Annotated in this window: 25 protein-coding genes, 1 pseudogene and 1 riboswitch; of the genes and pseudogenes, 15 read left to right on the top strand and 11 right to left on the bottom strand. The window is 74.4% G+C overall.

The genetic code is table 11. The features are described from left to right. The coding region (locus KME75_RS26150) for an SIMPL domain-containing protein (RefSeq protein WP_219417533.1) at positions 1 to 591 on the top strand (591 nt) is incomplete at its 5' end. Positions 592 to 832: 241 nt separating this feature from the next. Next, the gene (locus KME75_RS26145; RefSeq protein WP_219417532.1) at positions 833 to 1,630 is read left to right on the top strand and encodes a DUF427 domain-containing protein; all 798 of its coding nucleotides are present in this window, start codon (positions 833 to 835) and stop codon (positions 1,628 to 1,630) included. On the opposite strand, the gene KME75_RS26140 is transcribed toward KME75_RS26145, so the two are convergent. Then, a complete protein-coding gene (locus KME75_RS26140; protein WP_219417531.1) occupies positions 1,622 to 2,128 on the bottom strand; it encodes a MarR family winged helix-turn-helix transcriptional regulator in 507 nt (168 codons plus the stop codon). The genes KME75_RS26145 and KME75_RS26140 overlap by 9 nt on opposite strands. A gap of 25 nt (positions 2,129 to 2,153) precedes the next feature. After that, entirely contained in the window at positions 2,154 to 3,116 is a 963-nt protein-coding gene (gene coaA, locus KME75_RS26135; protein WP_219417530.1) for a type I pantothenate kinase, read from the bottom strand. A 203-nt stretch (positions 3,117 to 3,319) separates the two neighbouring features. Here coaA and KME75_RS26130 point away from each other — a divergent pair, with 203 nt between their 5' ends. The 3 genes from KME75_RS26130 to KME75_RS26120 all read left to right on the top strand — a co-directional run bounded on the left by KME75_RS26130 (position 3,320) and on the right by KME75_RS26120 (position 7,033). Further along, entirely contained in the window at positions 3,320 to 4,477 is a 1,158-nt protein-coding gene (locus tag KME75_RS26130; protein WP_219417529.1) for a DNA glycosylase AlkZ-like family protein, read from the top strand. 161 nt (positions 4,478 to 4,638) lie between these two features. After that, positions 4,639 to 5,991 carry a hemolysin family protein gene (locus KME75_RS26125; protein ID WP_219417528.1) on the top strand — a complete coding sequence of 451 codons (1,353 nt, stop codon included), beginning with the start codon at positions 4,639 to 4,641 and terminating at the stop codon, positions 5,989 to 5,991. Then, entirely contained in the window at positions 5,981 to 7,033 is a 1,053-nt protein-coding gene (locus KME75_RS26120) for a hemolysin family protein (RefSeq protein WP_219417527.1), read from the top strand. Before KME75_RS26125 ends, KME75_RS26120 begins: the two co-directional genes overlap by 11 nt. Positions 7,034 to 7,049: 16 nt before the next feature. On the opposite strand, the gene KME75_RS26115 is transcribed toward KME75_RS26120, so the two are convergent. Beyond that, on the bottom strand, positions 7,050 to 7,829 hold the full coding sequence (locus tag KME75_RS26115; protein WP_219417526.1) for a hypothetical protein: 780 nt from the start codon (positions 7,827 to 7,829) through the stop codon (positions 7,050 to 7,052). Beyond that, a complete protein-coding gene (locus tag KME75_RS46925; RefSeq protein ID WP_372452664.1) occupies positions 7,777 to 7,992 on the bottom strand; it encodes a helix-turn-helix domain-containing protein in 216 nt (71 codons plus the stop codon). Before KME75_RS46925 ends, KME75_RS26115 begins: the two co-directional genes overlap by 53 nt. A gap of 277 nt (positions 7,993 to 8,269) precedes the next feature. On the opposite strand from KME75_RS46925, the pseudogene KME75_RS26105 reads away from it, so the two are divergent. After that, positions 8,270 to 8,455: pseudogene (locus KME75_RS26105) on the top strand (3-methyladenine DNA glycosylase); the annotation flags it as partial. 223 nt (positions 8,456 to 8,678) lie between these two features. Here the strand turns inward: KME75_RS26105 and gcvP are convergent. Then, complete coding sequence (gene gcvP / locus KME75_RS26100; RefSeq protein ID WP_219417524.1) at positions 8,679 to 11,549, bottom strand: aminomethyl-transferring glycine dehydrogenase; 2,871 nt, start codon at positions 11,547 to 11,549, stop codon at positions 8,679 to 8,681. 177 nt (positions 11,550 to 11,726) lie between these two features. Continuing rightward, positions 11,727 to 11,824: riboswitch (glycine riboswitch) on the bottom strand. A gap of 104 nt (positions 11,825 to 11,928) precedes the next feature. On the opposite strand from gcvP, the gene KME75_RS26095 reads away from it, so the two are divergent. Continuing rightward, a complete protein-coding gene (locus tag KME75_RS26095) occupies positions 11,929 to 12,222 on the top strand; it encodes a YiaA/YiaB family inner membrane protein (RefSeq protein ID WP_219417523.1) in 294 nt (97 codons plus the stop codon). Between the two features lie 6 nt (positions 12,223 to 12,228). Here the strand turns inward: KME75_RS26095 and KME75_RS26090 are convergent, their stop codons facing one another. From KME75_RS26090 to clsA, 5 genes are all read right to left on the bottom strand, one after another. After that, on the bottom strand, positions 12,229 to 12,807 hold the full coding sequence (locus tag KME75_RS26090) for a MerR family transcriptional regulator (RefSeq protein ID WP_372452663.1): 579 nt from the start codon (positions 12,805 to 12,807) through the stop codon (positions 12,229 to 12,231). A 127-nt stretch (positions 12,808 to 12,934) separates the two neighbouring features. Beyond that, the gene (locus tag KME75_RS26085; protein WP_219417522.1) at positions 12,935 to 13,408 is read right to left on the bottom strand and encodes a bifunctional nuclease family protein; all 474 of its coding nucleotides are present in this window, start codon (positions 13,406 to 13,408) and stop codon (positions 12,935 to 12,937) included. A 103-nt stretch (positions 13,409 to 13,511) separates the two neighbouring features. Beyond that, positions 13,512 to 13,964: a glycogen accumulation regulator GarA gene (gene garA, locus KME75_RS26080; protein WP_219417521.1), complete on the bottom strand. Its 453-nt coding sequence runs from the start codon at positions 13,962 to 13,964 to the stop codon at positions 13,512 to 13,514. An 81-nt stretch (positions 13,965 to 14,045) separates the two neighbouring features. Continuing rightward, positions 14,046 to 14,432: a glycine cleavage system protein GcvH gene (gene gcvH / locus KME75_RS26075; RefSeq protein WP_219417520.1), complete on the bottom strand. Its 387-nt coding sequence runs from the start codon at positions 14,430 to 14,432 to the stop codon at positions 14,046 to 14,048. A 9-nt stretch (positions 14,433 to 14,441) separates the two neighbouring features. Beyond that, complete coding sequence (gene clsA, locus KME75_RS26070; protein ID WP_219417519.1) at positions 14,442 to 15,068, bottom strand: cardiolipin synthase ClsA; 627 nt, start codon at positions 15,066 to 15,068, stop codon at positions 14,442 to 14,444. A gap of 85 nt (positions 15,069 to 15,153) precedes the next feature. Here clsA and KME75_RS26065 point away from each other — a divergent pair, with 85 nt between their 5' ends. The 5 genes from KME75_RS26065 (at position 15,154) to KME75_RS26045 (ending at position 20,392) form a co-directional block, all read left to right on the top strand. Beyond that, entirely contained in the window at positions 15,154 to 15,675 is a 522-nt protein-coding gene (locus KME75_RS26065; RefSeq protein ID WP_219417518.1) for an OsmC family protein, read from the top strand. After that, positions 15,672 to 17,237, top strand: a complete 1,566-nt coding sequence (locus tag KME75_RS26060; protein ID WP_219417517.1) for an acetolactate synthase large subunit — start codon at positions 15,672 to 15,674, stop codon at positions 17,235 to 17,237. Before KME75_RS26065 ends, KME75_RS26060 begins: the two co-directional genes overlap by 4 nt. 196 nt (positions 17,238 to 17,433) lie before the next feature. Further along, positions 17,434 to 18,354 (top strand): MEDS and STAS domain-containing protein, encoded by a 921-nt coding sequence (locus tag KME75_RS26055; RefSeq protein ID WP_246632856.1) that lies wholly within the window; start codon positions 17,434 to 17,436, stop codon positions 18,352 to 18,354. Next, positions 18,351 to 19,319 (top strand): ATP-binding protein, encoded by a 969-nt coding sequence (locus KME75_RS26050; RefSeq protein WP_219417515.1) that lies wholly within the window; start codon positions 18,351 to 18,353, stop codon positions 19,317 to 19,319. The genes KME75_RS26055 and KME75_RS26050 overlap by 4 nt, the downstream gene beginning before the upstream one ends. A gap of 179 nt (positions 19,320 to 19,498) precedes the next feature. Next, positions 19,499 to 20,392, top strand: a complete 894-nt coding sequence (locus KME75_RS26045; protein ID WP_219417514.1) for an AfsR/SARP family transcriptional regulator — start codon at positions 19,499 to 19,501, stop codon at positions 20,390 to 20,392. Between the two features lie 48 nt (positions 20,393 to 20,440). Here KME75_RS26045 and KME75_RS26040 read toward each other — a convergent pair whose 3' ends face one another. Next, positions 20,441 to 20,800 (bottom strand): ATP-binding protein, encoded by a 360-nt coding sequence (locus tag KME75_RS26040; RefSeq protein WP_281424686.1) that lies wholly within the window; start codon positions 20,798 to 20,800, stop codon positions 20,441 to 20,443. A gap of 216 nt (positions 20,801 to 21,016) precedes the next feature. On the opposite strand from KME75_RS26040, the gene KME75_RS46110 reads away from it, so the two are divergent. The 3 genes from KME75_RS46110 to KME75_RS26025 are packed head-to-tail and all read left to right on the top strand — an operon-like array spanning position 21,017 to position 21,932. Beyond that, a complete protein-coding gene (locus KME75_RS46110; RefSeq protein ID WP_246632855.1) occupies positions 21,017 to 21,193 on the top strand; it encodes a hypothetical protein in 177 nt (58 codons plus the stop codon). Then, positions 21,183 to 21,521, top strand: a complete 339-nt coding sequence (locus KME75_RS46105; protein ID WP_219417511.1) for a DUF4235 domain-containing protein — start codon at positions 21,183 to 21,185, stop codon at positions 21,519 to 21,521. Before KME75_RS46110 ends, KME75_RS46105 begins: the two co-directional genes overlap by 11 nt. 6 nt (positions 21,522 to 21,527) lie before the next feature. Beyond that, complete coding sequence (locus KME75_RS26025; RefSeq protein ID WP_219417510.1) at positions 21,528 to 21,932, top strand: ChaB family protein; 405 nt, start codon at positions 21,528 to 21,530, stop codon at positions 21,930 to 21,932. Positions 21,933 to 21,981 lie beyond the last annotated feature (49 nt).

The raw sequence follows: 21,981 nt of genomic DNA, 5'->3' as shown, positions 1-21,981 counted from the left end.
GTCGGGACCGTGACGGCGGCCCCGGACATCGTCACCGTTGCCCTCGGCGTGCAGACCCGCGACGCCACCGCATCGGCGGCGCTCGAGGCGAACAACGCGAGGACGCGCGCCCTGCTCGACGTCCTGGCCGAGGCGGGCGTCGCGGCGGAGGACCGGCGGACGAGCGGGCTGGCCGTCCACCCCACCTACGCCGAGGGCGGCCGGATCACCGGCTACGAGGTGACCAACCGGGTCACGGCGACGCTGCGGGACATCGGCCGGGCCGGGGCGGTCATCGACGCGGCGGCCGCCGCTGCCGGGGACGCGATCCGGGTCGAGGGCATCACCTTCGACATCGCCGACGACAGCGCGGCGCGGGCCGAGGCGCGTGCGGCCGCGGTGCGCGAGGCCCTGGACCGCGCCGCGCAGCTGGCCGAGGCGGCGGGCGTCGCGCTCGGGCCGATCCGCTCGATCACCGAGCTGCCCGCCGAGCAGCCGCCCGTCCCGTACGCGCTCGAGGCCGCCCAGGCCGACGTCGCGTCGGTGCCGATCGAGCCCGGCGTCCAGGAGCTGACGGTGACGGTCGAGGTGGTGCACGACCTAGCCGGGTGAGGCCACGGGATCGCGGCAGGCGCGATGGGGCGACCCGGACGTCGGGATCGGGCGACTCGCGCGTCGAAATCGGGCGACTCGCGGGGCGGAACCGGGCGACTCGCGGGGGCACGTCGCATGTCGTCCGCGAGTCGCCCCTCCGCGCCATGCGAGTCGCCCCTCCGCGCCATGCGAGTCGCCCCTCCCCGACACGGGAGTCGCCCGGCCGGAATTCTGCGGCGGTCGGGGCGTTCGGTGGGACATGGGCCTCACCCGCACCGACGGACCGCTGTCCGCGCATGCCCCGCAGACCGTCAACTACCGGCTCGACGGGCCGGCGCACAAGCTGCTGATGCACCCGTTCCCGCGGCGCGTGCGGGCCGAGTTCGCCGGTCGCACGGTCCTCGACACCCGCCGCGGCGCGCTGCTGCACGAGACGGGCCTGCTCCCGGTGCTCTACGTGCCGGAGGAGGACCTCGACGCGTCGGCGTTCGTCCCGAGTGACCACACCACGCACTGCCCGTTCAAGGGCGACGCCGGCTACCGGTCGCTGCGGGTCGGGGACCGGGTCGTGGAGAACGCGCTGTGGTCCTACCCGCAGCCACTGCCCGCCGCGCCGTGGCTCGCCGGTCGCGCCGCGCTGTACTGGAACGCCGCGGACGCCTGGTACGACGAGGACGAGCAGGTGTTCGCCCACCTCACCGACCCCTACACCCGGGTCGACGTGCGTCCCACCAGCCGGCACGTGCAGGTGTTCGCCGGGGACGTCCTCGTCGCGGAGACCCACGCCCCGCTCGTGCTCACCGAGACCGGGCTGCCGCCGCGCTGGTACCTCGCCCCCGACGACGTGCGCGTGCCGCTCGAGCCCACCGCCACGCGTACCCGCTGCCCCTACAAGGGGGAGGCGAGCTACTGGAGCGTGCGGCTGCCCGACGGCCGCGAGCTGGCCGACGCCGCGTGGGGCTACCCGGAGCCGCTGCCCGAGTCGGCCCGGATCGCGGGCCGGCTGAGCTTCGCCCACGACGACCTGCGGGTGCTGGTCGACGGCGCATCAGCCTGACCCGGCCGCAGCGCCGGGCGGGTCAGGCCTCTCCTCGTCCACCAGGAGCGCTTCCAGGGCCGGCAGGGCGGCGGTGAGGGCGGCCCGCTGGTCGTCGTCGAGCCGGGCGAGCCGGCGGGCGATCAGCGCCGTGCGGTGACTGCGCACCTCCTGCAGGCGCGCGGCGCCCTCGGCGGACACGACGATCAGCACGCCGCGGGCGTCGTTCGGGTCGGGCGTGCGGATCACCAGGCCCTGCTCGTCGAGCGCGGCGAGCACCCGGCTCATCGTCGGCGCGGTGACCGCCTCCCGGCGCGCCAGCTCCGACAGGCGCAACGGCCCGTGCTGTTCGATCGTGACCAGCGCCGACAGCTGCAGCGGCGGGATCGACTCCCGGCCGTCGATGCGGATGCGCCGGTGCAGGCGCCCGACGGCCAGCCGCAGGCGGGCGGCGAGCTCGACCTGCTCGTCCGTCTCCCCGCGGTGCGGCGCTTCCACGCTCACTGCCTCGGCGGTCATCGCACCATGGTGCCAAACACGCGTTTCAGACCTTTCGCAGGCGGATGCCCGTGACGTTGTGGCCCGGCCCCTTGCGCAGCACGAGGCTCGCGCGCCCGCGCGTGGGCAGGATGTTGCGCTCCAGGTTCGGCGCGTTGATCTCCGCCCAGATGCTCTCGGCCCGGGCGATCGCCGCGGCCTCGTCCAGCGCGGCGTAGCGGCGGAAGTACGACTCCGGGTTGCGGAACGCCGTCTCCCGCAGCCGCAGGAAGCGCTCGACGTACCAGCGGCGGATGTCGGCGGTGTTCGCGTCGACGTAGACCGAGAAGTCGATGAAGTCGCTCACCGCCAGCGCGGGGCCGCCCTCCCGGGCGGACTGCGCGGGCTGCAGCACGTTGAGGCCCTCGAGCAGCAGGATGTCGGGCCGGTGGACCGTGGCCCGCCTGCCCGGGACGATGTCGTAGACCAGGTGCGAGTACACCGGCGCGCTCACCTCGGAGCGCCCGGCCTTCACCTCGGTGACGAACCGCAGCAGCGCCCGCCGGTCGTAGGACTCGGGGAACCCCTTGCGGCTCATCAGCCCGCGCCGCTCGAGCTCGGCATTGGGGTGCAAAAAGCCGTCGGTCGTCACCAGCTCCACCCGCGGGTGCTGCGGCCAGCGGGCCAGCAGCAGCCGCAGCAGCCGGGCCGTGGTCGACTTGCCGACCGACACCGACCCGGCCACCCCGATGACGAACGGGGTGCGCGCGGTGTTCGCCCCGAGGAACGTCCGGTACGCGCGGTAGAGCCGGCCGCCCTCCTGGACGTGCAGCGTGAGCAGCCGCGACAGCGGCAGGTACACCTCGCGCACCTCGTCGAGGTCCACCTCGTCGCCGAGGCTGCGCACCTGCTCGAGCTCCTCGGCGGTCAGTGGGAGCGGGCTGTTCTCGCCCAGCCTCGCCCACGACGCCCGGTCGAAGTCGACGAACGGCGAGGACTGGTCACGCGCACCGGTGCGACAGCCGTCCATGACGGGTCAACCTAGATCCCGGAGGCCGCCACCGCCGCGAGACGTGACCGGCGTGACTGCACGGATGGTTGCCGTGAGAGTGCGGTTGTTGCTGTTCGCGGTGCGCGGATGCGTATCTCGCGGCGATCGCGGGGGCACGCCGCCCCGGTGGACGTTGCCTGCACGCTCGGGAACTGTCGGACCTCTGCGGCACCATCGCGGGCATGTCCGCCGTGCTCACCCTCACCCGCGACCAGGTCGTCGCCCACCGCGTCGCGGTGCAGGGGCTGGTGTCCCGCGCTGCGGCGCTCCCCGAGGTCGCGGTGCTCGACCTCGGCGTCCAGGACACCCCGCCCGGCGCGCTGCGGGCGGCGGTCTCCGCCCGGCTGGCCGAGCCGCTCGCCCCCGACGCCGACCTCACCGCGGGCGGCGCGCTCACGCTCGCGTGGTCGCACCGCGGCGCTCCGCACCTGCACCGCACCGCGGCCCTGCCCGCGCTCGCCGCGGCGGGCTGGCCGCGCGACGACGCCGACGCCGCAGCCCGGCTGGGCTGGCAGCGCGCCCGGCTCGCCGCCGTCGGCGGGGCGGCCCGGCCGGCCTTCCGCGCGGTCGCCGACGCCGTGCGTGCGGTGCTCGACCGGCCGTTGACCAAGGGCGAGCTGAGCGCGGCGGTCACGGCCCGGATCCCGCCCGAGCTCGCGCCGTTCTGCCGGCCGTGCGGCACCCACCACGTCTCGGAACAGCTCCTGCGGCTGGCGGCACTGCCCGCCGGGGCCCGCCTGCGTGCCGGGGCCAGGCCGCTGCTCGTCGAACCGATCCCGGACTGGGCGGGGCCACCGGCCGACACCGCCGCGGGCTCGGCCGAGCTGCAGGCGCTCTACCTGCGGTTCTTCGGCGCCGGCAGCGACGCCGACGTCGCCGCGTTCCTCGGCACGAGCCGGGCCGCGGTCGCCCCGGACCGGCCGCCCGGGCTCGTACCGGCGCGGGTCGACGGGCGCACGGCCGCCGTCCCCGAGGAGCTGGTCGACGCCGTGCGCTCGGCGGTGCCGGCCGAGGTCGTCCGGCTGCTGCCGCCGTCGGATCCGCTGGTGCAGGGCCGCGACCGCGCGCTGCTGGTGCCCGATCCGGCGCACCGGAAGCTGCTGTGGCCCACGCTCGGCCCACCGGGGATCGTCCTGTCCCGCACCGAGGTCGCCGCTGCGTGGCGCGCCACGCAGCGGGGGCGCGTCCTCGAGGTCGCGGTGCAGGAGTTGCGCACGCTCGGCGCGGCCGAACGTGCCCAGCTGGAGCAGGAGGCCCAACGGCTCGCCCACGTGCGCGGGGCGCGCGAGACACGCGTCACGATCGGGTCGCCCGGCGCCGCCGGCAGCGGTCCGGGGTGAGCGGGCGCCGTACACTGGTCGCTCCACACGAGGAGGAGCAGGTCCGTGCCCACTGCACGCCCCGCCGAGCCGGGTTGCAGTAGTAGGCCGGGTTCGACCCGGCGCATCGTCCCCTGCCGCCCGCCCGGTAGACCGGCCGACCCCCGGCGCGGTGACCCACGGTGACCGTCGTCCTGTCCGTCCTGGGCCTGCTCGCGGTCGCGGCGCTCACCCTCGGCACGGCGATCTCGGTCGCCTCCGAGTTCGCGCTCACCGCCCTGGAGCGCAGCACCGTCGACGCGCACCTCGCCGAGGTCGGTGACCGGAGGGCCCGCGCCGTGCAGCGGGCGCACCGCGGGCTGTCGTTCCAGCTGTCGGGCAGCCAGCTGGGCATCACCGTCACCACGCTGGTCACCGGCTACATCGCCGAGCCCGCCATCGCCTCGCTGTTCCGGCCCGGCCTGAGCGCGCTCGGTCTGTCCGACGCCCTCGCCGCGGGCACCGCCACCGTGCTCGCGCTGCTGCTGGCCACGGCCCTGTCGATGGTGTTCGGCGAGCTCGTCCCGAAGAACCTCGCGATCGCGAACCCGCTGCGCACCGCACGCGCGGTGGTATGGCTGCAGAGCGCGTTCGCGCACGCGTTCCGGTGGCTGATCACGGGCCTGAACTCCGCCGCCAACGCCATCGTCCGCAGGCTCGGCGTGGAGCCCGCCGAAGAGCTGCGGTCGGCCCGCTCGCCCCGGGAGCTCAGCTCGCTCGTGCGCAGCAGCGCCCAGCACGGCACGCTCGACGTCGGCACGGCCACGCTGCTGGACCGGTCCCTGCGGTTCACCGACCGCGTGGCGCAGGACCTCATGACCCCGCGCGTCCGCGTGGAGTCCCTCGACGCCGACGACACCGTCGCCGACCTCGTGGCCATGGCGCGCCGCACCGGGTTCTCCCGTTTCCCGGTGCACGATCGGGACCCCGACGCCGTGCTCGGCGTGGTGCACGTGAAGCAGGCCTTCGGCGTGCCCGCCGCGAAACGGCAGGCCGTCGCCCTGCGTGAGCTGGTGCAGCCGGTGCCGACGGTGCCCGAGTCCCTCGACGGCGATGCGCTGCTGACCCGGCTGCGCGGCTCCGGGCTGCAGGTCGCGGTCGTCGTGGACGAGTACGGCGGCACCGCGGGCATCGTCACGCTCGAGGACCTCATCGAAGAGATCGTCGGGGACGTGCGCGACGAGCACGACCGCGCCGAGCAGGCCACCGTGCGGCCGCTGGGGCGGGGCAGCTGGCTCGTCTCGGGCCTGCTGCGCGACGACGAGGTCGCAGACGCCACCGGGTTCGCGATGCCGTCGGGCGCCTACGAGACGCTCGCCGGGTTCGTGCTGGCCCAGATGGGCCGCATCCCCGACGTCGGCGAGGAGCTCGACGTCGACGGCTGGCGGCTCACCGTCATGCGCCGCGACCGCAACCGGGTCGCCGAACTGCGACTGGCCCGCCGCACCCCGGCCGACGCCGTCCCCCGCACCGAGGAGGTGGCCGGTGGGCGGTGACCTGCTGGCGCTGCTGGCCGCCGTCGGGCTGCTGGCGGCCAACGCGTTCTTCGTCGGGGCGGAGTTCGCCCTGATCTCCGCCCGGCGCGACCGCCTGGAGGCGATGGCCGCGTCCGGCACGGCGGCGGCCGCCACGGTGCTGCGCGCCAACGCCGACCTCTCCCGCATGCTGGCCGCGTCCCAGCTGGGCATCACGATCTCCTCGCTGGTGCTCGGCCGGCTCGGCGAGCCCGCGGTGGCGCACCTGCTGGAGCGCCCGTTCGCGTGGGCGGGTCTTCCGGAGGCCGTGCTGCACCCGGTGGCGTTCGCGCTGTCGCTGGCGATCGTCGTCGTCGCGCACATCCTGCTCGGGGAGATGGTGCCCAAGAACATCGCGATCGCCGGGCCGGAGCGCACCGCGATCTGGCTGGTGCCGCCGTTCCTGGTGTTCACCACGGTGATGCGGCCGCTGATCGAGCTGTTCAACATCACCGCCAACGGGGTGCTGCGGCTGGTCGGGGTCGAACCCCGCGACGAGCTGGAGACCTCGTTCACCTCGGGCGAGCTGGCCGACCTGGTCGCCGAGTCCCGGCGGGAGGGTCTGCTCGACGACGAGGAGTCGCGGCGCATCACTCGGGCGCTCACCTCGGCCGAGACCACCGCGGCGGACGTCGTCGTCCCCCGCGCGGAGCTGGTGACCCTGCCGGTGCGGCCGACCGTCGACGACGTGGCCCGCACCGTGGCCGACACCGGCTACTCCCGGTTCCCGCTGGTCGCCGACGACGGACGGCTCACCGGCTACCTGCACGTCAAGGACATCCTCGACCTCGTCGACGACCCCGACGCCGCCGTTCCGCCCGGGCGCATCCGTGAGCTGCCCGCCGTGCCCGCCACCGCGCGGCTCGACGAGGCGCTCGCCGTGCTGCGCCGCGCCCGCGCCCACCTCGGCCGGGCCGTCGACCGCCGCGGCGAGACGGTGGGCCTCGTCGCGATGGAGGACCTCGTCGAGCACTACGTCGGCGAGGTCAGCGATGCCACCCACACGGCGCGAGAACGGAGGTGAGTGCCTGGGCGTCCGGTCAGAGACGCCGGGCCAGGGACAACAGCCGCACCCTGCATCGTTCGACCGCCCGTGCGCGCTCGGGACCGAACGCACCGGCCGCGGCGTGAAGACGCTCGGCGGCCCGATCGGCCAACTCGCCGTGCCCGCGCCGTGTGAGCTCGAAGAGAGCCTTGCCTGCCGCATGGTCGGCGTGCCCCCGATGCCCACTCGCGTACGGCCTGATCCATAGCGGCAGATCGCGCAGGTCGACCTCGGACCACGCGGCATCCGCGCGCTCGACGTGCGCGAGGCAGGCGGACACCTCGCCGATCTTCGCATGGGCACGCGCGAGCACGCCGCACGCTGAGAATTCCAGTGCCGGATTGCCGGCGGGCAGCGCGGCGAGCATGTCGACAGCGATGCGAGCATCACCGCGGTCTACTTCGAGGGACGCGGAGTCGATCATCACCATTGTGCGGAGTCCCGGGTCATGCTCGGTGAGCGCCAGGGCGTCCCGGTAGGCCGCCTTCGCTCGGGCGATCTGACCGATTTCGCCGAGACACCACCCGAGCCGATCGGCGAGCCGAGCCGCGGCACCGACTGTTGCGACAGCGGCCCTGTCCTTGCTGCCTCGGTCGAGAACGGACCGCGCCCAATCCCACTGAGCCCGAGCAACCCCGATCGACGCGAGGCCGCCGTGCCGGAGACCGATCGCCGTCACCAGGTCGGCCGCCGCCGCGAGTAGTGGCCCGTCGTCTCCGAGGTCAGTCGCGGAGGCCTCGATCCGGACCCCGAGCGCGCGCTCGTAGGCGGCCACATGCTCGGCCGAGGGTGCGCGCCGCCCCAGTTTCGAGATGTCCCAGTAGCGACTTGCTGTAGTGCGCCCTCGCCGCCAGCGCCTGCAAGCTCATCCCGGCATCGACACGGGCTGACCGGAGCCGGTGGCCGAGGTCGTTCACAGGTCCTCCTTGTAGCCGCATGTAGCCGCGGCGATCGCCCTGCCGACAGCCACTCGGCTCCATGCTCAAACCATGCCAGACCGTACAGCGCCGAACGACCACTTCGACGCCGCCGTTCAGTTCATCGCCGCCCACCCCGGAGCTGCCGACAAGATCTTGGCAATGCGCCGGAGGCAGGCCGATGGCTACTGCTGCACGTGTGTGTACCGGCCCACGCGCTGGCCGTGCTCGGTCGCGGAGGCGGCGCTACGCGCCCGACGCGTCCGCAAGATTGCCAACTGAGCCGAGCCCGCACGTCGACGTGCGGGAGCTGGACATGCGGGCGAGCTCCTACGACCTGGCCGACCTCGGCTACTCCCCCGTCCCGATCGAGACCCCCGCCGGGCGGGCCGAGTACGCGCGGGCGCAGGCCGCGTTCGCCGAGCGCGCCGCGCCGCTGCGCGAGCGCCTGATCGCGGTGGCCGAGACGCTCGCCGACGCCTGACGCTCCACTCCCCTGTCACGTCCGCACGACCTCCGGGCGTCGCGGCGTGCAGGGTCAACGAATCGGTGGCGATCCGCTGGCGTCAATGTTTCGTTGACAACGTGGGAACGGTGATCGGCACGAGATGACGGTTCCGGTCATTCCGACCGCGGAAACCGCACGTTCGCGCCGATCACCGAAGCAGCGGACCAGTCACGCCCGCCAGCACCGCCCCGGGGGGAGGTCAGAAGTAGGCCTCCACCGGCGGGCAGCTGCACACCAGGTTGCGGTCGCCGTAGGCCCCTTCGACCCGGCGCACGGGCGGCCAGACCTTGCGGTCGTGCACGCCCGGCGTCGCGCCGGTCGGGTAGGCGGCGAGGTCGCGCGGGTACGGGTGGTCCCACTTGTCCACGAGGGAGGCCGCGGTGTGCGGGGCGCCGCGCAGCGGGTTGTCCTCCACCGGCCACTCCCCCGCCGCCACGCGGGCGATCTCGCCGCGGATGCCGATCATCGCGTCGATGAAGCGGTCGATCTCGGCGAGATCCTCGCTCTCGGTGGGCTCCACCATGAGCGTGCCGGCCACCGGGAACGACATCGTCGGGGCGTGCAGCCCGTAGTCGGCGAGGCGCTTGGCCACGTCCTCCACCGTCACGCCGGTCTCGCGGGTGATCGCGCGCAGGTCGAGGATGCACTCGTGGGCCACGTGCCCGTCCGCGCCCGCGTAGAGCACCGGGTAGTGCTCACGCAGCCGGGCCGCCACGTAGTTGGCGGCCGCCACAGCGGTGAGGGTGGCCTGGCGCAGGCCGTCGATGCCCATCAGGCGCAGGTACGCCCACGAGATCGGCAGGACGCCCGGGCTGCCGTACAGCGCCGCCGAGACGGCACCCACCCGGACGCCGTCGACGCCCTCGCGGCCGGGCAGGAACGGCGCCAGGTGCTCGGCCACCGCCACCGGGCCCACGCCGGGCCCGCCGCCGCCGTGCGGGATGCAGAACGTCTTGTGCAGGTTGAGGTGGCTGACGTCGCCGCCGAACGCCCCCGGCCGGGCCAGCCCGACCAGCGCGTTGAGGTTGGCGCCGTCGACGTAGACCTGGCCGCCCGCGGCGTGCACCGCGTCGCACACCTCGCGGACCTGTGCCTCGTACACGCCGTGCGTGGACGGGTAGGTGATCATCAGGGCGGCCAGCGTGTCGCGGTGCTCGTCGATCTTCGCGTGCAGGTCGGCGAGGTCGACGTCCCCGGTCGGCGAGGTGGCGACGACGACGACCCGCATCCCGGCCATGACGGCGGACGCCGCGTTCGTGCCGTGCGCGCTCGCCGGGATGAGGCACACGTCCCGGTGCGCCTCCCCGCGACTGCGGTGGTAGGCCTCGATCGCGAGCAGGCCGGCGAACTCGCCCTGGCTGCCGGCGTTGGGCTGCAGCGAGACCGCCGCGTACCCGGTGAGCTCGGCGAGCCAGCGCTCCAGGTCGGCGATCAGCTCGAGCATGCCCTCGGCGTCCTTCGCCGGGGCGAACGGGTGCAGGTCGCCGAAACCCGGCCACGTGATGGGCTCCATCTCCGCGGCCGCGTTGAGCTTCATCGTGCAGGAGCCGAGCGGGATCATCGTGCGGTCCAGCGCGAGGTCGGCGTCGGCGAGGCGGCGCAGCCACCGCATCAGCGAGGTCTCGGATCGGTGCTCGTGGAACACCGGGTGCGTGAGGTAGTCGCTGCTGCGCAGCAGGCCGGCGGGCAGCGCGTCGTCGGTGGCGCCGTCCAGGGCGGCGGCGTCGGCGGATACCCCGAACGCGCCCCACACCGCCTCCAGGTGCCCGGTGGTCGTCAGCTCCGAGCAGGCGATCCCCACGGTGTCGGCGTCCACCCGCCGCAGGGCGATCCCGGCGACGTGCGCGGCCTCCACCACCGCGTCGGCGCGGCCTGGCACCCGGGCCTGCACGGTGTCGAAGAACTCCCCGTGCTCCACGTCGACGCCCCCGGCCCGCAGCCCGGCGGCGAGCACCGCGGCCATCCGGTGGGCGCGCTGGGCGATCCGGCGCAGCCCGTCCGGGCCGTGGTAGACCGCGTAGCAGGCCGCGACGACGGCGAGCAGCACCTGCGCGGTGCAGATGTTCGAGGTGGCCTTCTCCCGGCGGATGTGCTGCTCGCGGGTCTGCAGCGCGAGGCGCAGCGCCGGGTTGCCGTCGGCGTCCCGGGACATGCCGACCAGGCGGCCGGGCAGCTGGCGCGCGTGCTTCTCGTGCACCGAGAGGTAGCCGGCGTGCGGGCCGCCGAAGCCCAGCGGCACGCCGAACCGCTGCGTGGTGCCCACCGCGGCGTCGGCGCCCAGCTCCCCGGGCGGGGTGAGCAGCGTCAGCGCGAGCAGGTCGGCCGCGACGGCGACGAGCGCACCGCGCGTGTGCGCCTCCTCGATCAGCGCGGCGGGGTCGCGTACCGCGCCCGAGGCACCCGGGTAGGACAGCAGCAGCCCGAACAGCTCGCCGTCGGGGAGGCCATCGGTCAGGTCGGCGACGACGAGCTCGATGCCCAGCGGCTCGGAGCGGGTGCGCAGCACCTCGAGGGTCTGCGGCAGCGTGTCGGCGTCGACGACGAACCGGGGCGAGCGGGCGCGGCCCGCCCGGCGCAGCAGCGTCATCGCCTCGGCGGCGGCGGTGGCCTCGTCGAGCAGCGATGCACCGGCGACCGGCAGGCCGGTGAGGTCGGCGACCGTGGTCTGGAACGTCAGCAGCGCCTCGAGCCTGCCCTGGCTGATCTCCGGCTGGTAGGGGGTGTAGGCGGTGTACCAGGCGGGGTTCTCGAGCACGTGCCGCCGGATCACCGGCGGGGTGACGGTGCCGGAGTACCCAAGCCCGATCATCGGGACGGTCACGGTGTTGCGCGCGGCCAGTGCCCGCAGCTCGGCGAGCACCTCGCTCTCCGACGCCGCGGGCGGCAGGGTGGAGGCCACCGGCTCGGTGTCACGGATGGTGTCGGGCATCGCGGTGGCTGCGAGCTCGTCGAGCGACGCCGCGCCGATCGCGGCCAGCATCGTGTCGAGCTCGGCGGCGCGGGGGCCGATGTGCCGGGCGGCGAACGGGGTGCCCCGCTCGAGATCCTGCAACGAGGGGCGCTCGGTCATGTCGGGACTTCCTCCGGCTCGGGTCGGGACAGCGCAGGCGGGGGCCGGTGCTGCCCTCCCCCTCTGTCCCCGCCCGGGCCCGGGCACCTGAGAGATTCACCCGGACCGTGGCCCGGGCTTTCCCCGTCGGCGGACGGCCCCCATCACGCACGGCGGGCCGTCGCTTTCCAGAGGCGTCTCTCCCGCGCGGTCCTTTGTGCCTGAGAGGTTCCGGGGAGGGATTGCTCCTTCGGCGCCCGGCCCTGGAGGGGCCGGGACTCTCCCGCGCGGGTTCGGCGACTACGGCGCGTATCGTACCCGGCCCGGCGTTGCCGGGCCGCGACCGCGGCCACGTAGTTCCCCCGATGTGGCTCGCATCGCACGGCCGCAGACTTCCCCCATGACCACCACCACACCGCCGGCGTCGCCGACCACCGCCGCCTTCTTCGCCCAGGCCGTGATCTCGTTCGGGGTCTCGCTGCTGGCCGTCGGCCTCGCGATCATCTACCTGCCCGCCGACCCGTGGGTGCGGGGGTTCCTCGCCCTCGCCGTGCTCTATGTGGTGACGTCCGCGTTCACCCTGGCCAAGTGCGTGCGCGACCGGCAGGAGAGCACGGCCGTCGTCTCGCGCGTGGACCAGGCCCGGCTGGACAAGCTGCTCGCCGAGCACGACCCGTTCAAGGTCGACGCGTGACCGGGTTCAGCTGATCGCGCGCCGCGCCCGGCGGCGGGACAGCTCGTCCTCGGGGGCGTCGTCGACGCTGCCGCCGTCGACGCGCTCCACCGGGAAGTCCTTGATGGACCCGCTGATCTCCTTCATGGCCCCGCCCACGGCGATGCCGAACACGCCCTGGCCGCCGCGCAACAGGTCGACGACCTCCTCCGGCGACGCGCACTCGTACACCGTGGTGCCGTCGCTGAACAGCGTGATGCCGGCGAGGTCGCGAATGCCGCGGCGGCGCAGGTGCTCCACCGCCACCCGGATGTTCTGCAGCGAGACGCCCGCGTCGAGCAGCCGCTTGACGACCTTGAGGACGAGGACGTCCTTGAAGGAGTAGAGCCGCTGGGAACCCGAACCAGCAGCGCCCCGGATCGACGGCATCACCAGGCCCGTGCGCGCCCAGTAGTCGAGCTGCCGGTAGGTGATGCCCACGACCTGACACGCAGTGGGCCCGCGGAAACCGACCAGCTGGTCGGGCAGACCGTCGAGACCGGCCCCCAACAGAGGGTCGGGGAAGAGCTCGCCCTGCTCGGGCGCGCCGGACGGCGGGTTCTCCACCGAACTCCTTCCGCCGGAGCCCGGAATCCCGGGCTGTGGAAACCGACGGTATGCGCGGGGCCCGCTCCGGTCAACGCGGCGCGCCGCCGCGGTCACCCGGCAGCGGGCGTGTCCGGATCGCGGGCCCTTACGGCTGCGCTCCCCGGAAGTCCTCCGGCGAGATCGAGTCGAGAAACTCGCGGAACTTCTCGACCTCGTCCTCCTGCTCGTCCGGGATGATCAGTCCCGCCTCGGCCAGCACCCGTTCGTCGGCGTGGATCGGCACGCCGATCCGCAGCGCCAGCGCCACGGAGTCGCTCGGCCGCGCCGACACGGTGATGCCGCCGTCGAAGACGAGCTCGGCGTAGAACGTGCCCTCCTGCAGGTCGGTGATCCGCACCTTCTCCAGGCGGCGCCCCAACCCCTGGATCACGTCCTTGAGAAGGTCGTGGGTGAGCGGGCGGGCGGGCTTGACCCCCTGCTGCTCCAGGGCGATCGCGGTGGCCTCCACCGACCCGATCCAGATCGGCAGGTACCGGTCGCCGCTGGTCTCCCGCAGCAGGAGGATCGGCTGGTTCGCGGGCAGTTCGACCCGTACGCCCACGACGCGCATTTCGCTCATGCGCAATCCCTCCTCCTGACGGTCCTGCTCTGTCGACGCTACACGGGACGACCCGCCCGCGCCCGCCTCCGGACGGGCGGCGAGCCGCCGGTGAGCCGACCGTTCAGTCCGTCGTGCCCGGCTCGCGCGGTCCCGTGAGGAACACCAGCCGGAACTTGCCGATCTGCACCTCGTCGCCGTTGGCCAGCACCGCCGTGTCGACCGGCTCCCGGTTGACGTAGGTGCCGTTGAGGCTGCCGACGTCGACGACGACGAACTCGCCGGCGTCGTTGCGGAACTCCGCGTGACGGCGCGAGACGGTGACGTCGTCGAGGAAGATGTCGCTGTCGGGGTGGCGGCCCGCGCTCGTGGAGGGGCGGTCCAGCAGGAAGCGCGACCCGGCGTTCGGGCCGCGCTTGACCACCAGCAGGGCGGAGCCCGCCGGCAGCGCGTCGACGCCGGAGACCGGCTGGTCCTGGGCGGGGGGCTCGACCTCGGAGAGGAAGTCCGCACGGAAGACCGAGGTGGTCTCCGGGGAGCGCTCCGGGGGTACGCCGGGCCCGTCGTTCGTGGTCACCTCGGGGTCTCCTCCTGATGAATGCGGCCCTGATGTCCGGGCGAGGTCGCTGCGTGTGCGTTCGGAGTCAACGTACCGTGGTCAGTTCCCGGTGAGCTGCCGGTAGGCGGCGGCGTCGAGCAGGTCGTCGGGCGTGCCGGCAGCCCCGTCGGCGAGCTGCACCTCGAACATCCAACCCGCCTCGTACGGACCGGTGTTGATCAGCTCGGGGTTGTCCTGCAGCGCCTCGTTGACGGCGCTGACGGTGCCCGCCACGGGGGCGTAGATGTCGGACACCGACTTGGTCGACTCGACCTCGCCGACGGCCGCGCCCGCGGCGACGGACTCGCCGACCGCGGGGAGCTGCACGAAGACGACGTCGCCGAGCTGGGACTGGGCGTGGTCGGTGATGCCGATCCGAACCACCCCGTCCCCCAGGTCGCGCACCCATTCGTGGGCGTCGGTGTAGCGGAGGTCCTCGGGGATCACGGGGCGAGACTATCCCCCACCCCCGACGCCGCCCGCGACCCCCGGGCGTGCTGGGCCGGCGCGCATCGCGAGCACGAACTGCGCCAGGTAGAGGGCACCCGTGTAGAGGTAGAGCGCGGTCCCCCACGCGGCGAACCCGTAGCCGAACGGACGGGCGAGCTCGGCGAACCAGCCGCTGCCGGTGCCGGCGAGCAGCAGCGGGAAGGCGTAGAGCATCAGGAACGTCGCCGCCTTGCCGAGGTACACCACCCGGTACGGGCCGAACCCCCGGCGGCGCAGGACCGGCAGGGTCAGCCCCAGCAGCAGGTCGCGGGCCACCAGCGCCGCCACGACCCACCACGGCACGATCTCCCGGACGCCAAGCGCGACCAGCGCCGCGAGGATGTAGAGCCGGTCCACCGCGGGGTCGAGCAGCGCTCCGATCCGGCTGTACTGGCCGAGCACGCGGGCGAGCTTGCCGTCGAGCCAGTCGGTGACGCCGCCGACGGCGAGCACCACGATCGCCCAGACGTCGGCCCGGGGGCCCAGCAGCAGGTACAGGAACAGCGGCACGCCGGCCAGCCGCAGCACGCTGAGCAGGTTCGGGATCGTCAGGAGGCGATCGGCCCTCGCCTGCGCGATCGGCAGATCGGACACGGGTTGAGCCTACTGGCGTCCGCGGGAACGGCCCGGCGGCGTCCCGGTGGGTGCGCGTGCGCGACGCGGCAGGCACGATCCCCCCATGGATGCAGCCGCACTCAAGCAGATGCAGGCCCCGCTCAAGGCCCGGTACGCCGAGGATCCCGCCGCCGCGCTCGTGACGCTGTCCGCCGAGGGCGAGCTCGACGGCAGCGGCGTCGCCTGCCGGGTCCGCACCGCCACCGCGCTCGCCGAGGCGGGCCTGCACCCGGCGACCGGGGGCGACGGCAGCCAACTCTGCTCGGGAGACATGCTGCTGGAGGCGCTCGTCGCGTGCGCCGGCGTCACGCTCCGCGCGGTCGCCACGGCGCTCGGCCTGGAGGTGGCAGGCACCGTGCACGCCGAGGGCGACCTCGACTTCCGCGGGACGCTCGGCGTCGACTCCGACGCGCCGGTCGGGTTCCGCGAGATCCGGCTGACCTTCGACCTCGACACCACCGCCGGCGCCGACCAGGTGGCGACGCTGACGAAGCTGACCGAGCGCTACTGCGTGGTGCTGCAGACGCTCGTCTCCTCGCCCGCCACGTCGGTGCAGGTGCGCACGGGCGCGGAGGGAGCCGCGTGATCGGCGCCCAGGCACTGGTCCGGTCCCTGGTCGCGAGCGGCGTCGACGTCTGCTTCGCCAACCCCGGCACGTCCGAGATGCACTTCGTCGCGGCGCTCGACGCAGTGCCGGAGATGCGGGCGGTGCTCACCCTGTTCGAGGGCGTCGCCACAGGCGCGGCCGACGGGTACGCCCGGATGGCCGACCGGCCCGCGGCCACGCTGCTGCATCTGGGTCCCGGGTTGGGCAACGGGCTGGCGAACCTGCACAACGCCCGCCGGGCGGGCACGCCCGTCGTGAACGTCGTCGGCGACCACGCCACCACGCACGCGCAGTACGACGCCCCGCTGCAGTCCGACATCGCCGCGGTGGCCGGCTCGGTCTCGGGCTGGCTGCGCCACACCGGCTCCCCCGCCGAGCTCGGCGCCGACGCCGCGGCGGCCGTCGCCGCCGCGCGGGCCGGGCAGGTGGCCACCCTCGTGCTGCCCGCCGACGTCAGCTGGGACGAGGGCGGCAGCCCGGTCACCGAACCGGTCGCGGTCGCGCAGCGCCCGGCGGCCGACGCCGCCGCGCTCCGCGCCGCGGCCGACGCGCTGACCTCCGGCGAGCCCTGCGTGCTGTTCGTCGGCGGCGAGGCCACGCGCGCCCCCGGACTGGCCGCGGCGAACCGCATCGCGGCCGCGACCGGGGCCCGGCTGCTGTGCGAGACGTTCCCGACGCGGCTCGAGCGCGGCGCGGGCGTCGCGCCCGTCACCCGGCTGGCCTATCTCGCCGACGCGGCGGTGCACCAGCTCGCCGGCGCCCGCCACCTCGTCCTGGTCGGCGCCCGCTCGCCGGTGTCCTTCTTCGCCTACCCGGGCAAGCCGTCGGACCTCGTGCCGGAGGGCTGCGCGGTGCACGCCGTCGCCGGGCGGGACGGCGCGGCCGAGGCGGCGCTGGAGGAGCTCGCCGATCTGGTGGCCCCGGGCACCGCGCCACGCCTGGCGCCCGCGGCCCGCCCTGAGCTGCCCACCGGACCGCTCACCCTCGACAGCGCCGCGGCGGTGGTCGGGGCGCTGCTGCCCGAGGGCGCGATCGTGGTCGACGAGTCCGTGACCTCGGGCCGCGGCCTGCCCCCGCTGACGGCCGGTGCCCCGCGCCACGACTGGCTCACGCTCACCGGCGGCGCGATCGGCTACGGCCTGCCCGCCGCCACCGGCGCCGCGGTGGCCTGCCCGGATCGGCCGGTGTGGTGTCTGCAGGCCGACGGCAGCGCGATGTACACGATCTCGGCGCTCTGGACCCACGCCAGAGAGGGCCTGGACGTCACCACCGTCCTCTACAACAACAGCGCCTACGCGATCCTGCGGATGGAGCTGCAGCAGGTCGGGGCGGCCGGGCTGCTGGAGCGGGACGGGGAGCGCGCTCGGCAGCTGCTCGACCTGTCCCGGCCGGACCTGGACTTCGTCGCGCTCGCCACCGGCATGGGTGTGCCCGCCGTCCGGGTCACCACGGCCGAGGAGATGGCCGCCGCTTTGCGCCGGGCCGGCGCGGAACCGGGCCCGCACCTGGTCGAGGTCATGGTGCCGCCCGCCGCGCCGTGACCTGCGTCACCCGCTCGGCCGGTGGCCGCGGTGGCGCTCCGTTCGCCGCGGCCACCCGCCGCTTCGCCGCCGGCCCGTTCCGGGCGATCCCACCGCCCGCTCGGTCGACGTACAGTGGTCCGCGCGTGACGCTGCGTCCCCCCGCCCTGGGTGAGCCCCGTCCCGCGCCAGCTGCCGGCCACTGCGGAAACGGGCGATGACCAAACCGACCGGGACGAGAACCGTCGAGGACCTCCGATCGGTCCGGCACGCGTGCATCGCCCCGGTGAGCGACGAACAGCTGTGGGAGGTCACGGCCGAGTGGCTCGCGGGCGGGCTGTCGTCCGGCGAGCGGGTGCTGTACTTCGAGGACGGCACCGCCGACGCCGTGCTGGAGCGCCTCGCCGACGACCGCGTGCCCACCGACGACGCGCTCGCCGCCGGGCAGCTCACGATCGTGCCCGGCGAGCAGACCCGCGCGGTTCTGACCGGGTCGCCCGAGCAGATCACCGACGTGCTCGCCGACTACCTCGACGAGGCCACCGCGCAGGGCTGGCCGGGGGTGCGGCTCACCGGCCACTCCCACTCCAAGCTCGCCACGGGGCTGGCCGGCATCGTCGAGTTCGAGCAGCGGGTCGAGCACGTCATCGCCGCCCGCCCGACGGCCCGGCTCCTGTGCCTGTTCGACCAGCGCCGCTTCCCGGCCGACGCCGTGCGCAGCCTCGTCGCCGTGCATCACACCGAGGTGGCCCGCCCCGCGCTCTACGACGACAACCTCCTGCGGATCACCGCGGCCGGCACGGGCACCGCGCGGCTGGCAGGCGAGATCGACCACAGCAACCGCACCCCGATCCGGCGGCTGCTGGAGACGGCGCTGGACCAGGCGCTGCGGTCGGAGTCGGCGCCCACCGACATCACGCTCGACCTGTCGTCGCTGCGCTTCCTCGACGTTGCGGGTGCGGTCGGCCTCGTGCACGCCGCCGAGGAGTTCCCGGCCAGCCACCGGCTGGTCCTCACCGGGGTGCGGCCGCGGGTCATGCGGGTGCTCGACCGGTGCGGCGCCCCGTTCGCGGCCCAGCTCGACGTCCGCGCCCGTCCCGGTGCGGGATCCGACGAGGGGTCCGGGGTGGGCCGGTGAGGATCGAGACCACTCGGTCGGCCGCCGCGGTCCGGCTGCGGCACGCCGCCGCGTTCCACGGCTCCCCCGACGACCTGCTGGCACAGCTCGTGCCCCTGGTCACCGCGGCGCTCGAGCGGGGCGAGCCGGTGGCCGCCGCGGTCACCGAACGCACCGAGGAGGCGCTGCGCGAGCGCATCGGCAGGCCGGCGGGGCTGATCCTGCTCGGCCAGCCGTACGGACCGGACAGCGGCTCCGGCCAGACGGTGGCCGCCCGCCGCGCCCGTCAGCTGCGGGAGATCGCCGCGTCCTCCGCGCTCGGGCCGGGTGGCCGCGTCACCGCGGTGAGCGAGCACACGAGCCGGCTCGACGGCCTCGACGGGGCGTTCTGGACCGAGCTCGACGCCGCGGCGAACGTGGCCATGGCCGAGCTGCCCCTCACGCTCACGTGCTTCTTCCCCGAGCTGCCGCTGCACGTCGCGATCCTCGACGGAGCCCGCGGCAACCACCCCTTCCTGCTCGACGGCGGCGAGCTGCGGCACAACCCCGCGCACCGCGACCCGCGGGCCGTCCTCGTCGAGCGGCCGGCGCCCGCCCCGGTGCTCCTCGGCCCGCCCGACCACCGGCTCACGTTCAGCGCATGGCAGCTGCACGAGGTGCGGGCCGTCCTCGAGGGGGCGCTGCTGGCGGCGGGGTACGAGCGGGCGCGCGCCGAGGACGTCGCGCTCGCGGTGAACGAGGTGGCCACCAACGCGGTGGAACACGGCAGCCCGCAGGCCGAGCTCGCACTGTGGGCGGCGGGCGACGGCATCGTCTGCGAGGTGCACGACCGCGGGCGGCTGCGCGACCCACTGCCGGGCCTGCAGGCCCCGCACCCCTCCGACGCGCGCGGCCGCGGCTTGTGGATCGCCCGTCAGATCTGCGAGACCCTGCACGTGTGGGCCGATGCGAGCGGCACCCACGTGCGGATACGCGCGGCACCGTGAGTACCATCAGCACCGGGAACAGCACTGCGCGTCACCCGTACGGCCGCGGCACGACCGGAAGTGTGACGAATGCACCCCTTGGCAACCCGGCCGGTCCGGAGAACACTTCTTCGCGGACTCGGGTGCCCGCGGGCTGCGCGCGGGTCATCAACCGGGCACGATCACACATGGGACGACTGATGTCTGACGATCAGCGACGATCCGGCACGACGCAGGCTCCTGGGGCCGCGCACCGGGTCACCGTGCTCGGCTCGTACACCCTCGCCTCGGCGGGCGTTCCCGTGCCGCTGGGCGTCGACTCCCGCAGGCTCGTCGCCTACCTCGCGGTGCACCCCCGCCCGCAGGAGCGCGCCGCGCTCGCCGCCGACCTGTGGCCCGGCGTCCCGGCGCAGGCCGCGGCCCGCCTGCTCGCCGATGCGGTCGCCGCCGTCGGTGTACCCGGGCTGTTCTCCGACGGCGGGGACGACCCGGTGCCGAACCCCGATCGGGCGCCGCTCGAGACCGCCCCGCTGGCGCTCGCCGCCGACGTGCAGGTCGACCTCGCCGACGCGATGGGGCTCGTGCGCGCTCTGCCCGGGATCCCGGTCGACGACCACCCGGACGTCACGCTGCTGCAGGCCGACATCCTCCCCGGCTGGACGGCCTCGTGGATCGCGGTCGAGCGCGAGCGGTTCCGCCAGCTGCGGCTGCACGCCCTGGAGGAACGCAGCCTGCGGCTCTCGTCGGCCGGCCGGTACGCGGAGGCGGTGGAGATGGCCCGCTCGGCCGTCCGCGCCGCCCCGAGCCGCGAGAGCGCCCGCCGCGCCCTCATCGAGGTGCACCTCGCCGAGGGTGAGATCGCCGCCGCGGTCGCGGAGCACGACGAGTACCAGGAGCTGCTGCGCTCGAGCGTCGGTGGCCCCGCCCCCTCCGGCCTCGACGCCCTCTTCCCGCCCTCGCCGGTGTGGCCGGTGCTGCGGGTGCGCCGCGGGATGCCGCGGTCGGCCGTGCAGCTGCCCGGCCTGCGCCCGGCGGCCCCGGCCGCCACGCGCCGGCTCGTGGCCGGCGGGTCGGTGCCGGGCACGCCGCGCTGAGCGGAGCTCGCGGAGCGAACATCGACGCTGACAGTTGCGTGCCCGCCGTCATCCCGGGAGCGGGATGTCGAAGCACACCTGCGTCCCCTGGCCCGTCCGGGACACCTGGAGGCCGTGCGACAACCGCGCGATGAGGGCGAGGCCACGGCCCCGGTAGCTCGGGCCCACGGTGGTGGGGCGCCACCGGCCGTAGTCGCTGACCCGCACCGCGACGACACGCACCCGTCCCATCGGGCGGATCTCCAACTCCACGTCCACCGTCGGCGCCGCGCCGTCGGCGTCGACGTAGGCGTGCTCGACGCCGTTGGCCACCGCCTCGCCGAGGGCGAGCTGGAGGTCGATGATCGCGTCCTCCGGCATCGCCTGCTGGCGCGCCCACCGCTCCACGCGGCTCCGGATCGTGTGCAGCTCCCTTGGGGGTGGCGCGGTGGCGCAGCCGGAGCGCGGCCCGATCCGCCACGCCTGACGCGTCGTCCTCCGTCACGGCCCAGTGGTGCCCCGGGGCCGATCCGTCCAAACCGTGTCGCAGGAGCGCGCTTCGGGTACTCGCGGGCCATGCATGGTTCCTCCGAGCCCGATGTGGCCGCCGACCCTAACGTCGCCCGCAGCAGAGACACCGGCGGCGTGGACCCCGAGGACAAGGGCCGCCCCACGAACACGGCGACGGACCCCGACGGCAACAGCACCACCGGTACCGACGAGAACGAGAAGTTCGTCGGGCGCACCGCAGGTGACGACGCCGGGTACGCCGGCGAGACGGGCGCCGAGGCGCGGTCCGAGGAGGAGCGCCGTGACGCGTGACGGCAACGAGCTCAGCGGCCTCGCGAAGATCGGTTACAAGCCGATCGGCCTCACGCTCGGGCTCCTGGGCGGTCTGATCGCCGGGAAGGTGTTCGGCATCGTCTGGAAGAAGATCTCCAACGAGGACGAGACCCCGCAGCCGCTGTCGGACGACTACAGCACGTGCGAGGTGCTGCTCGCCGCCACCCTGCAGGGCGCGATCTTCGGTCTGATCAAGACCGCGGTCGACCGGTACGGGATGAAGGGCGTGCGGCGGTTCCTCGACGGCCCCCGGCCGGCGCACAGCGACCACTCCCCGGCCGAGTCCCGGCACCTCGCGGCGGTGTGACGCGCGATGCCCGGCAAGGACGAGGTGCCCAGCACGGTCAAGCGGTCGGACGACAAGGCGATGCGCACTTGGGTCGCCACGTACGACTCGGCGATGGAGAGCTACGACGGCGACGGCGAGCGGGCCCACCGCATGGCGTTCGCGGCGCTCAAGCACACCCACGAGAAGGTGGGTGACCACTGGGAGCCGAAGGAGCAGAACGGGCCGTCCGACGAGCAGGCCGCGCAGCCGGGCCTGTCCGCGGACGGGAAGACGGCGGGTGGTGTCGCCGCGAACGCCTCGAAGCAGCACCTCTACGACGTCGCGAAGAAGCTCGACATCTCCGGCCGGTCGTCGATGAGCAAGGACGAGCTCGTCGAGGCGATCCAGAAGGCCAACACCCGCGAGACGGCGAAGGCGCGCAAGAAGTAGCGCCGCGGAGACCGCAGCAAAGCCACTTTCACGCAACCTGGTTGCGTGA

Origin of the sequence: Pseudonocardia nigra (genome assembly GCF_019396355.1) — a bacterium.
GTDB lineage: Bacteria > Actinomycetota > Actinomycetes > Mycobacteriales > Pseudonocardiaceae > Pseudonocardia > Pseudonocardia nigra.
This window is presented reverse-complemented; position numbering and strand designations above follow the sequence as displayed.

Excerpts from the sequence above, each read along its gene's own strand:
- coaA (WP_219417530.1), bottom strand. The coding sequence starts at position 3,116 with ATGGACGGCTGTCGCACCGGTGCGCGTGACCAGTCCTCGCCGTTCGTC.
- KME75_RS26140 (WP_219417531.1), bottom strand. The coding sequence starts at position 2,128 with ATGACCGCCGAGGCAGTGAGCGTGGAAGCGCCGCACCGCGGGGAGACG.
- KME75_RS26055 (WP_246632856.1), top strand. The coding sequence starts at position 17,434 with ATGACCAAACCGACCGGGACGAGAACCGTCGAGGACCTCCGATCGGTC.
- gcvP (WP_219417524.1), bottom strand. The coding sequence starts at position 11,549 with ATGACCGAGCGCCCCTCGTTGCAGGATCTCGAGCGGGGCACCCCGTTC.
- KME75_RS26045 (WP_219417514.1), top strand. The coding sequence starts at position 19,499 with ATGTCTGACGATCAGCGACGATCCGGCACGACGCAGGCTCCTGGGGCC.
- KME75_RS26085 (WP_219417522.1), bottom strand. The coding sequence starts at position 13,408 with ATGAGCGAAATGCGCGTCGTGGGCGTACGGGTCGAACTGCCCGCGAAC.
- KME75_RS26025 (WP_219417510.1), top strand. The coding sequence starts at position 21,528 with ATGCCCGGCAAGGACGAGGTGCCCAGCACGGTCAAGCGGTCGGACGAC.
- KME75_RS26065 (WP_219417518.1), top strand. The coding sequence starts at position 15,154 with ATGGATGCAGCCGCACTCAAGCAGATGCAGGCCCCGCTCAAGGCCCGG.
- KME75_RS46925 (WP_372452664.1), bottom strand. The coding sequence starts at position 7,992 with ATGCGGCTACAAGGAGGACCTGTGAACGACCTCGGCCACCGGCTCCGG.
- KME75_RS26145 (WP_219417532.1), top strand. The coding sequence starts at position 833 with ATGGGCCTCACCCGCACCGACGGACCGCTGTCCGCGCATGCCCCGCAG.
- KME75_RS26130 (WP_219417529.1), top strand. The coding sequence starts at position 3,320 with ATGTCCGCCGTGCTCACCCTCACCCGCGACCAGGTCGTCGCCCACCGC.
- KME75_RS26095 (WP_219417523.1), top strand. The coding sequence starts at position 11,929 with ATGACCACCACCACACCGCCGGCGTCGCCGACCACCGCCGCCTTCTTC.